This window comes from Brevibacterium otitidis (assembly GCF_042429315.1).
Classification (GTDB): domain Bacteria; phylum Actinomycetota; class Actinomycetes; order Actinomycetales; family Brevibacteriaceae; genus Brevibacterium; species Brevibacterium otitidis.
This window is the reverse complement of sequence record NZ_JBHMAU010000044.1, coordinates 24,656-37,438: the sequence shown is the minus strand read 5'-3', so window position 1 is coordinate 37,438 and position 12,783 is coordinate 24,656. Positions and strand designations below refer to the sequence as shown.

The window sequence follows — 12,783 nt, the reverse complement described above, 5'->3', positions numbered from 1 at the left end:
ACCCCAACCACCCGATTAGTCAGGAATTCCAGCACTTCACAACCCAAACCCGCAGGTCATAGTGTCAATATGATCTACATCACACCAATTTGAGCCAAGTCAGGTCATCGGCTGGAGCGTGTTCTTCGGGATCATTCTGGGCGCCAACCTGTTCGGCGAGTCCTCGTTCAACCCGGTGCCGCTCATCCTGGCCATCTTCCTCGGCTGGATTCCTGCGCTCCTGCAGCTCGTCTACGGCCGTATGATGCTGGAGTTCATCGTCGCCTCGATCAAGACGGCGGAGAACACCCGCAAGATCGCAGAGGACACCCGCACTCTCACGAACCGGTGAGCTGCGCCTCGGCGGCGGCCTGCGACCGGGTGCTCAGGACGCCGCCGAGGGCGACGAAGATCCCGCCGAGTGCGAGCACCGCCACCACAGCAACCGCCTGCCCACCGAGCAGTAAGGCCAGGGCCGGCAGCCAGAACGGGAAGAGGGCCGGGACCACGATCGAGGCGCTGTAGGCGGTGCCGTAGCCTGTCGAGCGGACCTCTGCTGGGAAGATCTCCGACAGGTGCGCGCCGATCGGCCCATAGGCAGTGACGGTGAGCGCCTGGATGAGGCACACGAGCGCAGTGATGCCGGCGACCGTCGAAGCCTGCGTGATGAGCACGTAGAGGACCGGCCCGCCGATTGCGGCGATGATGCCGGCAAGGACGAAGAAGCGGCGCCTACCGACCAGTGTGGAGATGTGCCCGGTCACCGACATCACGAGCGCCTGGGCGATCGCGGCTGCGGCCATGACGACCGGCACGGTTTCAGCCGTCAGATGGGCGGCACCGCCGCCCTCACCGAGGTAGGCGGCCATCCGGATGACGACCATGTTCGTCATGAGCCACAGCCCGGTCATGAGCAGGAACACCGCCCAGAACGGCCGCGCCCAGCGGCCGAGAACGACCGCACGCAGCGAACCCAGCTCAGCCGGCCGGTCACCGGGGCCAGCCGCCTGAGTCTCCTCCGCCTCGGGCACGGCAGAATCGGCCGGCAGCAGCTGGGAGGCTTTCGCATCAGCGATATTGCGGTGGTAGTACGCGAGCACGAGCAGGGAGGCCACGCCGCCGGCAGCGAAGGCGAGCCGCCAGCCGTAGACGGCATAGGCCTCGGGCCCGAGCACGGCGAGCAGCCCGAGGGTGGCGAGCGCGATCGTCGCCTGCGCCCAGGGAGCCATCGCCATGATGAGCCCGGAGAACAGGCCGCGGCGGCGGGGCTGGGACCATTCCATGGCCAGCGGGATCGCCGAGGTGTACTCCCCTGCCAGGAACATCCCACCGAGGAAGCGCAGGAGCAGCACCAGCCCGATCGCTGCGATGCCGATCGTCTCGTGGGTCGGCAGGCAGGCGATCGCCAAGGTGCAGGCGGCGGTGCCGGCGATGGCGAGCTGGGTGATGGCGGTGCGGCCGAAGCGGTCGGCAAGCCTTCCGAAGACGACCGCCCCGAAGGGCCGGCCGAGCAGTGTCGCAACGATCGTGAGAGTGGCGGCACCAGCGATCGCATCGGCGCCGACGAGGTGCGGCAGGGCCGGGGCGAGCGCGGTGAGCGGCAGGAAGATGTGCAGCTGGTCGACGTAGTTGCCGACCACTCCGCCGGTCAGTGCCGCGCGGGCCGCACGCGGCGGGCGGGGGCTGTCGTCTCGAGTCATGGTCTCCGTCGAACATGCCAGGGCACAGCCGGGGGCGGTGCCGGTCGGAAATGACGAATCCCGGCACCTGATCATGTCAGACACCGGGATTCAACCGTACCCCCGAGCGGGTTCGAACCGCCGTTTCCGCCTTGAGAGGGCGGCGTCCTAGGCCACTAGACGACGGGGGCGCTGGGGTACCAGGACTCGAACCTAGACTAAGTGAACCAGAATCACTCGTGCTGCCAATTACACCATACCCCAATGCATTTCCGAGGCTTGCGCCTCCCTGGCAACGAAAGAATACTTTACACACTCCGCACCCCGAGTGCAAAACCGCGTGAGGGGCGGCACAATGAGGCTCCTGGATCGCCTCAGATCTCGTCGCGGGCGAGCCTGAGCAGCCGGTCGAGCACCCTGCCGGATGAGGCCGAGAGCCCGTTGTGCTCATACTCGTTCGTCACCCACGGCCGCATCTGCGGCAGCAGCGCGGCGGTCGCCAGGGAGAACTGCTGGGGCACATAGGCGTCCTCGAAGTACACCGCAGCAGCCGCCGGTACCTCAGCCTGACGCAGCTTCTCTGCATCCCACAGCCGCGGCCACTCGTGTGCGGCCACGCGCTCGGCGATGTCCTTCCACACCGCAAGCGGGCCGGTGGTGAATACGGCAGGTGTCATGTGCTCACCGGCCAGCAGCGTCGGATCGGTGCGCACCGCCTCGGGCATGGCCGCCTCAGCCGCCCAGTCGGTGACGACGCCATCGGCCCAACAGCTTTCGTGCACGACCGCGTAGAGCGGATTGCGGCCGGAGAACGGCAGGGCGGCGGCGAGGTCATAGCGGAAGGCGGCGGTGTCGATATCGCCTTCGAGCAGATAGGCCAGCCGTTCGGCCCCACCCGAGGCGCCGAGGAAGTGGCCGAGCAGCCGCACATGGTCCCGCGTGGCGATGGTGCCGTCGGGCAGCTCCAGCCCGGATTCAGCCCGGGCGCTGAGCTTCCGCAGCGCCTCGGCGGCGCGCGGATAGCGGCGGGTGAAGGCCTGTGACTTCGTCATCATCTGCTGCCAGGTGGCGGCATAGACCTCGCGCGGGTGCCCGCCGACGGCCGGCAGGCCACCGGTGAACAGCGCTTCGCGGATGACCTCAGGATGCTCGTTCAGGTACCGCAGCGTGCAGAACCCGCCGAAGGACTGCCCGAGCACACTCCACTCTTCGGCCCCGAGCGCCTGCCGGACGTCCTCGGCATCAGCGATGATCGAATCGGCGCGCAGATGCGTCAGGTACCCGGCCACCGCCGCGGGATCGGTGCCGTCGATGCCGGCCGGCAGCCCGGTGATGCGGCCGTCGACCCAGCCGACCGGGGTCGAACGGCCGGTGCCGCGCTGGTCGAGCATGACGATGCGGAAGTCCTTCAGCGCCCGTTCGATCCAGCCGGGACTCGACTGGGTGGCGCGGAACGCCTCGTGCCCGGGCCCGCCCTGCAGGTACAGCAGGTAGGGCTTGGTCGAGTCCTTCCTGCCCAGGATCCGGGCGAAGACCTCCAGCGTGGGCTGCTCCCCCGCTCCCGAGGTGGTGAGCGGCTTGCCGTACCCGCGGTCGACGGGCACGGTGAGGGTGAGCTCTTCGACGGTCAGCCCGGGCAGGCGCAGCCCCGGGGTCACGGACTCAGGGGTGGTGGTCATCTCAGCTGCCCTGCGCCTCGGGAGCGGCGGCGCCGGCAGCCAGATGATCAGCCAGAGCGCGCAGGCGGATCAGCGAGGAGTCCTTGCCGAGGATCTCCATCGACTCGAACAGCGGCGGGGAGACCCGGCGGCCGGACACGGCCACGCGCAGCGGCCCGAACGCCAGCCGCGGCTTGATGCCCATCTCGTCGACGAGCGCGGTCTGCAGGGCGTCCTGGATCGCCTCGGTCGACCAGTCATCGAGTGGTTCGAGCACGCGCAGGGAGGCGGCGAGCACCTCGGGGGCGGTGTCCTTGAGCGTCTTGAGGCCCTCAGCGGTCAGGTCCAGGTCGCGATCGGAGGTGAAGAGGAATCCGAGCAGGTCGGGTGCCTCGCCGAGCAGGTTCATGCGTGTCTGCACGAGCGGAGCGGCGGCAGTGAGGATCTCGTCCTCCCGGGCGCTGAGCTGCTCACCGACGATACCGGCGCGCTGCAGGTAGGGCACGAGCCGGGTGCGGAAGTCAGCGGCGTCGAGCATGCGGATGTGGTCGCCGTTGATGGCGGTGGCCTTCTTGACGTCGAAGCGGGCCGGGTTGGGCAGCACGTCGTGGATGTCGAAGGCGTCGATGAACTCCTCGACGGTGAAGACGTCGCGGTCCGGTCCGATCGACCAGCCGAGCAGGCCGAGGTAGTTGATGAGGCCCTCGCGGATGAAGCCGTTGTCGCGGTGGAGGAACAGGTTGGATTCCGGGTCGCGCTTCGACAGCTTCTTGTTCCCCTGCCCCATGACATAGGGCAGGTGCCCGAACTCCGGTGTCTGCTCGGCGACACCGATGTCCTTGAGCGCTTCGTAGAGGACGATCTGGCGCGGGGTCGAGGACAGCAGGTCCTCGCCGCGCAGCACGTGGGTGATGCCCATGAGTGCATCGTCGACGGGGTTGACGAAGGTGTAGAGGGGCTGACCGCCTGAGCGCACGACGACGAAGTCGGGCACGGAGCCGGCTTTGAAGGTGATCTCGCCGCGCACCAGGTCGGTGAAGGTGATGTCTTCATCGGGCATCCGCACGCGCAGCACCGGTTCGCGGCCCTCGGCGCGGAAGGCGGCCTTCTGCTCTTCGCTCAGGTCGCGATCGTAGCCGTCGTAGCCGAGCTTGGGGTCGCGGCCGGCGGCCCGGTGGCGGGCTTCGATCTCCTCATTGGTGGAGAAGGACTCGTACAGGTGGCCGGCGTCGACGAGGCGGGTGATGATGCCCTGGTAGATCTCGCCGCGCTGGGACTGCCGGTAGGGTCCGTCGGGTCCGCCGACGTCGATGCCCTCATCCCAGTCGAGGCCGAGCCAGCGCATCGCCTCGAGCACCTGGCCGTAGGACTCCTCGGAGTCGCGGCTGGCGTCGGTGTCTTCGATGCGGAAGACGAATGTGCCGCCGGTGTGGCGGGCGTACGCCCAGTTGAACAGGGCGGTGCGGACCATCCCGACGTGCGGGGTGCCGGTGGGCGATGGGCAGAAGCGGACTTTGACGCTCACAGTTTCCTTCGTTCTTCGTCGATGCGTGTGCTGGTGGCTGGTGGGGTGAAACGATCCCGAGGCGGAGGTCCCCGGTCCCGAGGCGGTGGTCGCCTGGGTACGGCTCAGGCGTCCATCACCGGGTTCTCGAGCAGGCCGAGGCCTTCGATGGCGACAGAGACGTGCTGGCCGGCTTCGATCTTCCCGACTCCTGCCGGGGTGCCGGTGAGGATGACATCGCCGGGCAGCAGCGTGATCGTCTCGGTGATGTGTTCGATGAGGGTCGGGATGTCGAAGATGAAGTCCTCGGTCGTGCCGTTCTGGCGCTGCTCGCCGTCGACCCACGAGCGGATGGCGACGGCTTCGGGGTCGAAGTCGGTTTCGATCCATGGGCCGAGCGGGCAGGAGGTGTCGAATCCCTTGGCGCGTGACCACTGCTTGTCGGTGTCCTGGATGTCGCGCAGGGTGACATCATTACCGGCGAGGTAGCCGAGCACGGTGTCGTAGGCCTGTTCGGCGCTGACCTGTTTGGCGACCCGGCCGATGACGACGCCGAGCTCGGCTTCATAGCTGACGTGCTCGCTGATCGCCGGGATGCGGATCGGGTCGCCGGGGCCGATGACGGCGGTGTTGGGCTTGAAGAAGGTCAGCGGGGAGACCGGCACGTCGTTGCCGAGTTCGGCGGCGTGGTCGGCGAAGTTCCGACCGACGCACACGATCTTCGAGCGCGGGATGATGGGGGCCAGCAGGCGGACCTCGTCGTAGGTCAGGCGGTCGCCGGTGGACTGGGCGGGGCTGAAGAAGGGGTCCGAGTCGAGGACGGCGATCTCCAGGCCCGAGGTGTCGGCCCGACCGTCGACGATCTCGCCGAGCTCGCCTTCGACGACGCCGTAGGTGGGCTCATCGTTGTGGACGAATCTGACAATGCGCATGGCTACAGTCTAGGTGTACTCAGCCACGGGGTTGGTGAGAGCGCGCCGGATTTGACGTAGGGGAGGATCTCTTGGGCGGGGTNACATACTCACCCGAGTGCCGGACTTATACCCTGAATCGAATGATTTGACATTCCCCTTCGGGCATGCGCGCCGAGGTGTCGTCCAGGTAGTTTTAGCGAACTTGGCGCCAGCTTTCACGCAGTAGCTATCAGCCTTCGTGTCCTTCACGCTACCGGAGACCTTAACCGAGTTACCGCTTCGGCAAGCACGGTTAGTGATATTGCCATATTTTCCTCGAATAGTGACCGTCTTTGAACACTGAGCCGCCTGAGCATTGTTCGACGTCGATGCATTCTGGGCATCAACCGTCACCGTTCCATCAGTCGACACAATAACGTCTTCACTATTGACGAACTTTGAAATATCCGCGACCTCCTCCCCAGTGGAAGCGTCTGTGACGACCGCTTCGAACGCACCCGCACCGGCAGATACGTCCCAGTCGACGGAAAGGCCGATCTCTTCTGAGATGACCGCACGCTCCTGCATATTCGGGGGTTGCGCTGCCGTTGCAGGACCAGCGAAGAGGGTAAGAGCTACGGTGCCGACTGCGGCAAAGAAAAGGGATTTCATATTATTTTCCATTCATTGAACGGCTCAAGCCGAGCCTGGGGATCGAGGGGCTAGCGCCCTCGAGTGAGAAGTCTAACATGTCCGCATGCGTCCTGGGTTCCGTCCCGTGGTGCTGATGTTGGCCTTCTCATCCGCGATGATCAGCGCCGGCCGTTGACGATCGCTCCGACGGCGACACCGAGGAGTGCGATGCCGGCACCGGCGGCCATGCCGGTGAGGAAGCCGCCGGTCCCCGGGCTGCACGCCCCGGCTGCCGCCGGTGCGTGCCCGGCGGCGCCGCTGATTGCCGAGCCCTCGGACCCCGGTGCTGCCACGAGGCCTGTGTCCGACAGTGAGCGGGAGTTGGCTGCTGCCGGTGCGCCGGCCTGTGCACCGGGTGCGGCCTGCTCGCCGGCTTCCGGCACGCCCTCGGCGATCGCCCTGTCGATATCGGCGAAGAACTTCGTCGCGATCCGCTTGGCGACACCGCCGAGCATCCGCTGCCCGACCCCGCCGATCGGCCCGCCGAGGATCGCATCGGCCTCCCAGCTCACGGTGCTGCCCCCGCCTTCGGCGGCGCTGAGCTGCACCGCGACCTCGGCGCCGATGGTGCCCGGTCCCCCGGCCCCGTTGACGGTGAGCACGAAGGATTCGGGCTCACGCTCTTCGGAGAAGACGACGGTGCCGTTGTAGGTGCCCTTGATCGCCGCGACCCCCATCGTCACGACGACCGCATACTTCCCGCCGCCTTCATCGCTGAAGGACTCCACGCCGGGGATGGTGGCCGCGAGGATCTTCTCATTGTGGAAGGCGTCCCAGGCTGTCTGCGGGTCGGCGTTCATCGTGGCGGTCGAGGAGATCTTCATCGGGTCACCTTTTCTTCTGCTCGTGCGTCGTCGGTCTCCGGCACGCGTGCCGGGTGCTGCAGGGACGGCCACTGGCCGGCGGCATGCTTCTCACGCAGCTCCCACAGCTCTGATGGGGAGATCGGCATGCGGGTGATGGGGAAGCCTTCAGCGTCTTCGATCGCCGAGGCGATGACCGAGGCACCGGGGATCGTCCCGGCCTCACCGGCGCCCTTGATGCCGAGGGGGTTGAGTGGGCTCGGGGTCTCCAGGTGGTCGGTTTCGACGTGCGGGATCTCGGTGGCGAAAGGCATGAGGAAGTCCATGAAGGAGGCGTTGAGCAGCTGGCCGGTCTCGTCGTAGGCCATTTTCTCGTACAGGGCCCCGGCGATCCCCTGTGCGACGCCGCCGAGCACCTGTCCTTCGACGACGAGCGGGTTGATCATCTTGCCGCAGTCGTGGACGACGCGGTAGCGCAGCACCGTGATGTCGGCGGTTTCCGGGTCGGTCTCGACGATCGCGGCATGCATGCCGGAGGCGAAGGTGGTCCGCTGCGGGGAGAAGAAGTCCCGCTCCTCCAGTCCCGGTGACTCACCAGGCAGCATCGGCGGCTTCGACTCATCGGATGGCATCCCGAACTGGGTGGCGGCCTTGGCAGCGTCGTCGAAGGCGTAGCGCAGCGGGTTCGACATCACCGAGATGACCTCGAGCGGAATCGAAGCTGAAGGATCGCCTTTGACCTGCACGATCCCGTCGACGATCTCCAGGTCGGCCAGGTCGACTTCGAGTGAGCGCCCGGCGATCGTCAGTGCCTTCTGCTTGAGCTTCTTCGCCGTCAGGTGCACGGCGTTGCCGCTCATGACCGCCCCACGCGAACCCCAGGTGCCCACCGAATAGGGGGTCTTGCGGGTATCACCGGTGACGACGTTGACCCGGTCGATCGGCACACCGAGCTCATCGGCGACGATCTGGGCGAACACGGTCGCATGTGCCTGCCCCTGAGTGGTCAGGCCGGTCCACACGTTGACCCGCCCGGATGTCTCGACTTCGATGTGCCCGCCCTCATACGGACCGGCACCGGTGCCTTCGACATAGCAGGCCACGCCGATGCCGACCCGCCGGCCCTCGGCAGCGGCCTGTGCACGGTAGTCGGCGAAGTCGTCCCAGCCGATGAGCTCTTTGAGCTTGGCCATCGAGGTCGGGAAGTCACCGGAGTCGTAGATGCCCTCGCGCCCGTCCTGCAGGACGAGGCCGATCGGGTGCGGGAACTCGCGCACGAAGTTGGCCTCGCGCACCTCGGTGCGGTCGCGGCCGAGTGCATCGGCGACCGCGTCCATCGCCCGTTCCATCATGTACACGCCCTGTGGGCGCCCGGCCCCGCGGTAGGGGGTGACGATGACGGTGTTGGTGTACAGCGACCACCATTCGCAGCGGTAGTTGCGGATGACATACGGCCCGAGCACGTGGGTGGCGGTGTTGAGCGGCGGGATCACCCCGTAGGGCAGGTAGGCGCCGTTGTCGTGCCAGAACTTCACGTCGAGGGCGTGGATCTTGCCCTCGTCGTCGAAGCCGATGCGCACCTGCTGGAGCTGCTGGCGCTCATGGGCGGAGGAGATGAAGTGCTCGCGCCGGTCCTCGGTCCAGGCGATCTCCCGGTCCAGTGCCCGGGCGGCGGCTGCCACGCAGACCTCTTCGGGCCAGGGGTGGTTGATCTTGACGCCGAATCCTCCGCCCACATCGGGGGTGATGACCTCCATCTTCGTCAGCGGCATCTCCAGCTTCGCTGCCAGTGCCGCGCGCAGTCCGGTCGAAGTCTGCGTCGAGGAGTACACGATCATGCTCTCATCGTGGCGGTTCCAGCGGGCGAGCACGCCCTTGCCCTCCATCGGCATGCAGGCGCTGCGCTCGATGTCGAGGTCGATCTCGAGCACATGTGGGGCACCGGCCATCGCCTCGTCAACCGCGCCGACCTCGTCGATGCTGTGAGCGGCGATGTTGTCGGCGACATCGGCATGCACAGCGTGCTCGGCCTCGCGCGAGGTCGCGACCCCGACGACGGCAGGCAGGTACTCGTAGTCGACGTGCACGGCGCTGGCGGCGTCTTCGGCGATGTAGCGGTTGGCGGCGATGACCATGGCGATCGGCTCTCCGACGTGGTTGACGTCGTCTTTGGCGAGCGCGTACCCGGTCTTCGGCGCGATGAGTGAGGGGTGCGGCAGCAGCATCGGCAGCCGCTCACCGGCTGCGCCGGGCAGGTCTTCGTGCGTCCACACGGCGTACACGCCGTCGATGTCGAGGGCGCCGGAGACGTCGATGTCGAGGATCTTCGCATGGGCGTGCGGACTGCGCACGAACGCCGCGGCCAGCGTGTGGGGCGAGGACAGGTCATCGACATAGGAGCCGTTGCCGGTCACCAGCCGCGGGTCCTCCTTGCGGGCGATCTTCTGTCCGAACATCCGTGTCGTCATCGCTGCCCTCCCTCGTCCGTTCCGGCGCCGGCACCTGCCGCATCCTCCGCGCCCGAGGTGGGCCCCGCCTCGGGCGCGGATCCCGCCCTGCGCAGTTCGGCCGCCCGCAGCACGGAGGCGACGATGTTCTGGTAGCCGGTGCAGCGGCACAGGTTCCCGGAGATCGCCTCGCGCGCCTCCTCGGGCGTGGGGTCGGGGTTCTCATCGATGAAGGCGTCGATCGTCGTGATGAATCCGGGGGTGCAGAAGCCGCACTGCAGTCCGTGGCAGTCGATGAACGCCTGCTGCACATCGGCCGGATGCTCCGGATCGTTGCCGATACCTTCGACGGTGCGGATCTCGCTGCCTTCGGCGGCGACGGCGAGCATGAGGCACGAGCGCATCGGCTTGCCGTCGATCTGCACGGTGCAGGCACCGCACACGCCGTGCTCGCAGCCGACGTGGGTGCCGGTCAGGCCGATGTCGTGGCGCAGGGCGTCGGAGAGCAGCTGGCGGTCGGCGACCGAGATCTGGTGCACGGTGCCGTTGACCTTCAGCCGCACGGTGTGGTGCGGTTCCGATTCGGTTCTGTCAGTGTGTGCCAGGCTGCTCACGTGTGCTGCTCCTTACTGCTGCCGGCTGCGGTGCCCGGCAGCTGAGTTCGACAGCCAGTCTGCGGGCCATGACCTTGGTGATGTGCCGGCGGTAGTCGGCGGTGGCGTGGATGTCTCCGGCCGGATCGATGGCGGTCTCGACCGCCTCGGTCACGGCCGCGCACAGCTCGGTTGTGGCCTTCAGCTCCATGCCGCTGGCCTGTTCGCTCATATCGAGGGCCGTGGGCAGGTCGGTGACGGAGACGAAGGACAGGCGCAGCCCGGTGATCGTCGACTCCTCGGCCGTCAGCGCCATCGCCACCCCGGCGAGGGCGTAGTCGCCGGAGCGGCGGGCGAGTTCGGTGAAGCCGGTGCGGGTGCCGGCCGGGAACCGGTGGAAGTCGACATGAGTGATGAGCTCATCGGGTTCCAGGCAGGTCTCCAGCGGGCCGATGTAGAGAGCGGCTGCGTCGATCTCCCGGCTGCCGGCTGCAGACACGGCGTGCGCGGTCCCGCCGGTGAGGGCGAGGATGGCCGGCATCTCGCCGTTCGTGTCGGCGTGGGCGATCGAGCCGACGGTGGTGCCGCGGTTGCGGATCGCCGGGTGCGCGACGTTGACGAGCGCCTGCCGCAGGATCGGCAGCGCCGTGTAGGCGCCGTCGTCGGCTTCGAGCTCAGCGTGCGTGACGGCAGCACCGACACGCACGCTGGTCTCTGTGACGGCGATGGAGCCCAGCTCGCTCAGCCGGGAGATGTCGATGAGGTGGGCGGGTGCGGCCAGCCGCATGTTGAGCACCGGGATGAGGCTCTGGCCGCCGGCCAGCAGCTTCGCCTCGGCCCCGTACTGGGCGAGCAGTTCGAGGCACTGGTCGACGGATGCTGCGCGGTGGTATGCGAAAGCCGCTGGCTTCATTCCCTGCTGTCCTCCGGAACGTGTGGGCTGCTGTCGACTGCGTTGTGGCCGCGGCGGCCGCGCCTGCCGTAGTTCTCTTCGAGCCCGAGCTCTTCGAGGCTGTGCGAGCCGGATTCGCCGACGGTGATGAGCGCGCCACCGGCTCCTGCCTGGTCGGCCGCCTCCCGCAGCTCTGCGGGGGCGATGATCCGGCAGAAGTGGTACATCACCATAACGACGATCGTACCCAAAGCGATGCCGGCCAGCGTGAACGTCTCAGAAACCTTGAGACCGACGTCGCCGATGGCGATGATGATGCCTGCTGCTACCGGCACCATGTTGAGCGGATTGGAGAAGTCGACGCGGTTCTCCGTCCAGATCTTGGCGCCGAGCAGGCCGATCATGCCATAGAGCACGACGGTGATGCCGGCGAGCACACCGCCGGGCACAGCGGAGATGACCGCACCGAACTTCGGTGAGAGGCCGAAGAGGATCGCGGCGAGCGCGGCGACGTAGTAGGCCGCAGTCGAATAGACGCGGGTCGAGGCCATGACGCCGATGTTCTCGGCATAAGTCGTCGTCGGCGAGCCGCCGACCGAGGTGGCGACAACTGTGGCGATGCCGTCGGCGGACAGGGCGCGGCCCATGTACTTGTCCAGCGGCGTCTTCGTCATCTCCTCGACAGCCTTGACGTGGCCGACGTTCTCAGCGATGAGCGCGATGACGGCCGGGAGCATGACGATGATGAACGCGGCGTTGAACTCCGGCAGGTGCATGCCGACAACGCCTGCATCGGTGTCGGTGACCGGCGGCAGACCGAACCACGGGGCGGCCACGACACCGGACCAGTCGACGCGCATATGGGTGTCGACAGCATCGGTGGCGGCGTTGTAGGCGGTGATCGGGCCGAACACGAGGTCGAAGATCCACGAGAGCACGTAGCCGAAGGCCAGGCCGATGAAGACGGCGATCCGGCCGAGGAATCCGCGCAGCGCCACCGACATCACGATGATGACGAACATGACGATGAAGGCGATCCACTGATCCTGCGGCCAGTAGACGTTCGCCACCACGGGGGCGAGGTTGAAGCCGATGAGCATGACGACGGCGCCGGTGACGACCGGCGGCATGATCTTCGTGAGCACGGCGGCGCCCATGAAGTGGATGAAGACACCGCAGCCGGCGAGCACGATGCCGGCGATGAGGATCGCGCCGGTCACCTGCTGGGGTGTGCCGCCCTGCGCGGAGACCGCTGCGACACCGCCGACGAAGGCTGCCGAGGTGCCGAGGTAGCTGGGGACCTTGCCGCTGACGATGAGGAGGAAGATGATGGTGACGACACCGCTCATCATGACCGCCAGCTGCGGGTTCAGACCCATGATGACGGGGAAGACGAAGGTCGCACCGAACATCGCCACGACGTGCTGGACACCGAGGCCGATGGTGCGCGGCCAGCTCAGCCGCTCATGCGGGGCTACCGCCTTGCCAGGCGCAGGACTCTTTCCGTCACCATGCAGTGTCCAACCGAAACTCATAGCTCCCCCTACCGGTCTGCGTCCGACTTGCCATAGCCGGATCGGCATGTGTCAACCGTAGGGACATGATGAGGCGCGTGTCACGTCAAGTTCTGCTAAACACGCTC

10 protein-coding genes and 2 tRNA genes are annotated in these 12,783 nt (G+C 67.0%); 1 reads left to right on the top strand and 11 read right to left on the bottom strand.

Annotated elements, in window-relative coordinates; genetic code table 11:
- Positions 1-118: 118 nt before the first annotated feature.
- Positions 119-331: a DUF4282 domain-containing protein gene (locus ACFFN1_RS06320; protein ID WP_376839625.1), complete on the top strand. Its 213-nt coding sequence runs from the start codon at positions 119-121 to the stop codon at positions 329-331.
- Here the strand turns inward: ACFFN1_RS06320 and ACFFN1_RS06315 are convergent.
- From ACFFN1_RS06315 to ACFFN1_RS06265, 11 genes are all read right to left on the bottom strand, one after another.
- Positions 318-1,679, bottom strand: a complete 1,362-nt coding sequence (locus ACFFN1_RS06315; protein WP_376839624.1) for an MFS transporter — start codon at positions 1,677-1,679, stop codon at positions 318-320. The genes ACFFN1_RS06320 and ACFFN1_RS06315 overlap by 14 nt on opposite strands.
- Positions 1,680-1,776: 97 nt before the next feature.
- Positions 1,777-1,849: transfer RNA gene (locus ACFFN1_RS06310), tRNA-Glu, on the bottom strand.
- A gap of 1 nt (position 1,850) precedes the next feature.
- A tRNA-Gln gene (locus ACFFN1_RS06305) sits at positions 1,851-1,922 on the bottom strand.
- Positions 1,923-2,032: 110 nt separating this feature from the next.
- Entirely contained in the window at positions 2,033-3,337 is a 1,305-nt protein-coding gene (locus tag ACFFN1_RS06300) for an alpha/beta fold hydrolase (protein WP_376839622.1), read from the bottom strand.
- A 1-nt stretch (position 3,338) separates the two neighbouring features.
- Positions 3,339-4,787 carry a glutamate--tRNA ligase gene (gene gltX / locus ACFFN1_RS06295; protein ID WP_376839627.1) on the bottom strand — a complete coding sequence of 483 codons (1,449 nt, stop codon included), beginning with the start codon at positions 4,785-4,787 and terminating at the stop codon, positions 3,339-3,341.
- Positions 4,788-4,945: 158 nt separating this feature from the next.
- Entirely contained in the window at positions 4,946-5,752 is an 807-nt protein-coding gene (locus tag ACFFN1_RS06290; RefSeq protein WP_102161715.1) for a fumarylacetoacetate hydrolase family protein, read from the bottom strand.
- A gap of 773 nt (positions 5,753-6,525) precedes the next feature.
- Entirely contained in the window at positions 6,526-7,230 is a 705-nt protein-coding gene (locus tag ACFFN1_RS06285; RefSeq protein WP_376839620.1) for an SRPBCC family protein, read from the bottom strand.
- Positions 7,227-9,677: an aerobic carbon-monoxide dehydrogenase large subunit gene (gene cutA, locus ACFFN1_RS06280; RefSeq protein WP_376839619.1), complete on the bottom strand. Its 2,451-nt coding sequence runs from the start codon at positions 9,675-9,677 to the stop codon at positions 7,227-7,229. The genes ACFFN1_RS06285 and cutA overlap by 4 nt, the downstream gene beginning before the upstream one ends.
- Positions 9,674-10,270: a (2Fe-2S)-binding protein gene (locus tag ACFFN1_RS06275; protein ID WP_376839617.1), complete on the bottom strand. Its 597-nt coding sequence runs from the start codon at positions 10,268-10,270 to the stop codon at positions 9,674-9,676. Before ACFFN1_RS06275 ends, cutA begins: the two co-directional genes overlap by 4 nt.
- Entirely contained in the window at positions 10,248-11,162 is a 915-nt protein-coding gene (locus ACFFN1_RS06270; RefSeq protein WP_376839615.1) for an FAD binding domain-containing protein, read from the bottom strand. The genes ACFFN1_RS06275 and ACFFN1_RS06270 overlap by 23 nt, the downstream gene beginning before the upstream one ends.
- Complete coding sequence (locus tag ACFFN1_RS06265) at positions 11,159-12,676, bottom strand: uracil-xanthine permease family protein (protein WP_376839613.1); 1,518 nt, start codon at positions 12,674-12,676, stop codon at positions 11,159-11,161. The genes ACFFN1_RS06270 and ACFFN1_RS06265 overlap by 4 nt, the downstream gene beginning before the upstream one ends.
- Between the last annotated feature and the right edge of the window lie 107 nt (positions 12,677-12,783).

What these genes read in the sequence shown, in the direction of transcription:
- ACFFN1_RS06290 (WP_102161715.1), bottom strand. Translation starts at nt 5,752, where the DNA reads ATGCGCATTGTCAGATTCGTCCACAACGATGAGCCCACCTACGGCGTC.
- ACFFN1_RS06300 (WP_376839622.1), bottom strand. Translation starts at nt 3,337, where the DNA reads ATGACCACCACCCCTGAGTCCGTGACCCCGGGGCTGCGCCTGCCCGGG.
- ACFFN1_RS06265 (WP_376839613.1), bottom strand. Translation starts at nt 12,676, where the DNA reads ATGAGTTTCGGTTGGACACTGCATGGTGACGGAAAGAGTCCTGCGCCT.
- ACFFN1_RS06285 (WP_376839620.1), bottom strand. Translation starts at nt 7,230, where the DNA reads ATGAAGATCTCCTCGACCGCCACGATGAACGCCGACCCGCAGACAGCC.
- cutA (WP_376839619.1), bottom strand. Translation starts at nt 9,677, where the DNA reads ATGACGACACGGATGTTCGGACAGAAGATCGCCCGCAAGGAGGACCCG.
- ACFFN1_RS06315 (WP_376839624.1), bottom strand. Translation starts at nt 1,679, where the DNA reads ATGACTCGAGACGACAGCCCCCGCCCGCCGCGTGCGGCCCGCGCGGCA.
- ACFFN1_RS06270 (WP_376839615.1), bottom strand. Translation starts at nt 11,162, where the DNA reads ATGAAGCCAGCGGCTTTCGCATACCACCGCGCAGCATCCGTCGACCAG.
- gltX (WP_376839627.1), bottom strand. Translation starts at nt 4,787, where the DNA reads ATGGTCCGCACCGCCCTGTTCAACTGGGCGTACGCCCGCCACACCGGC.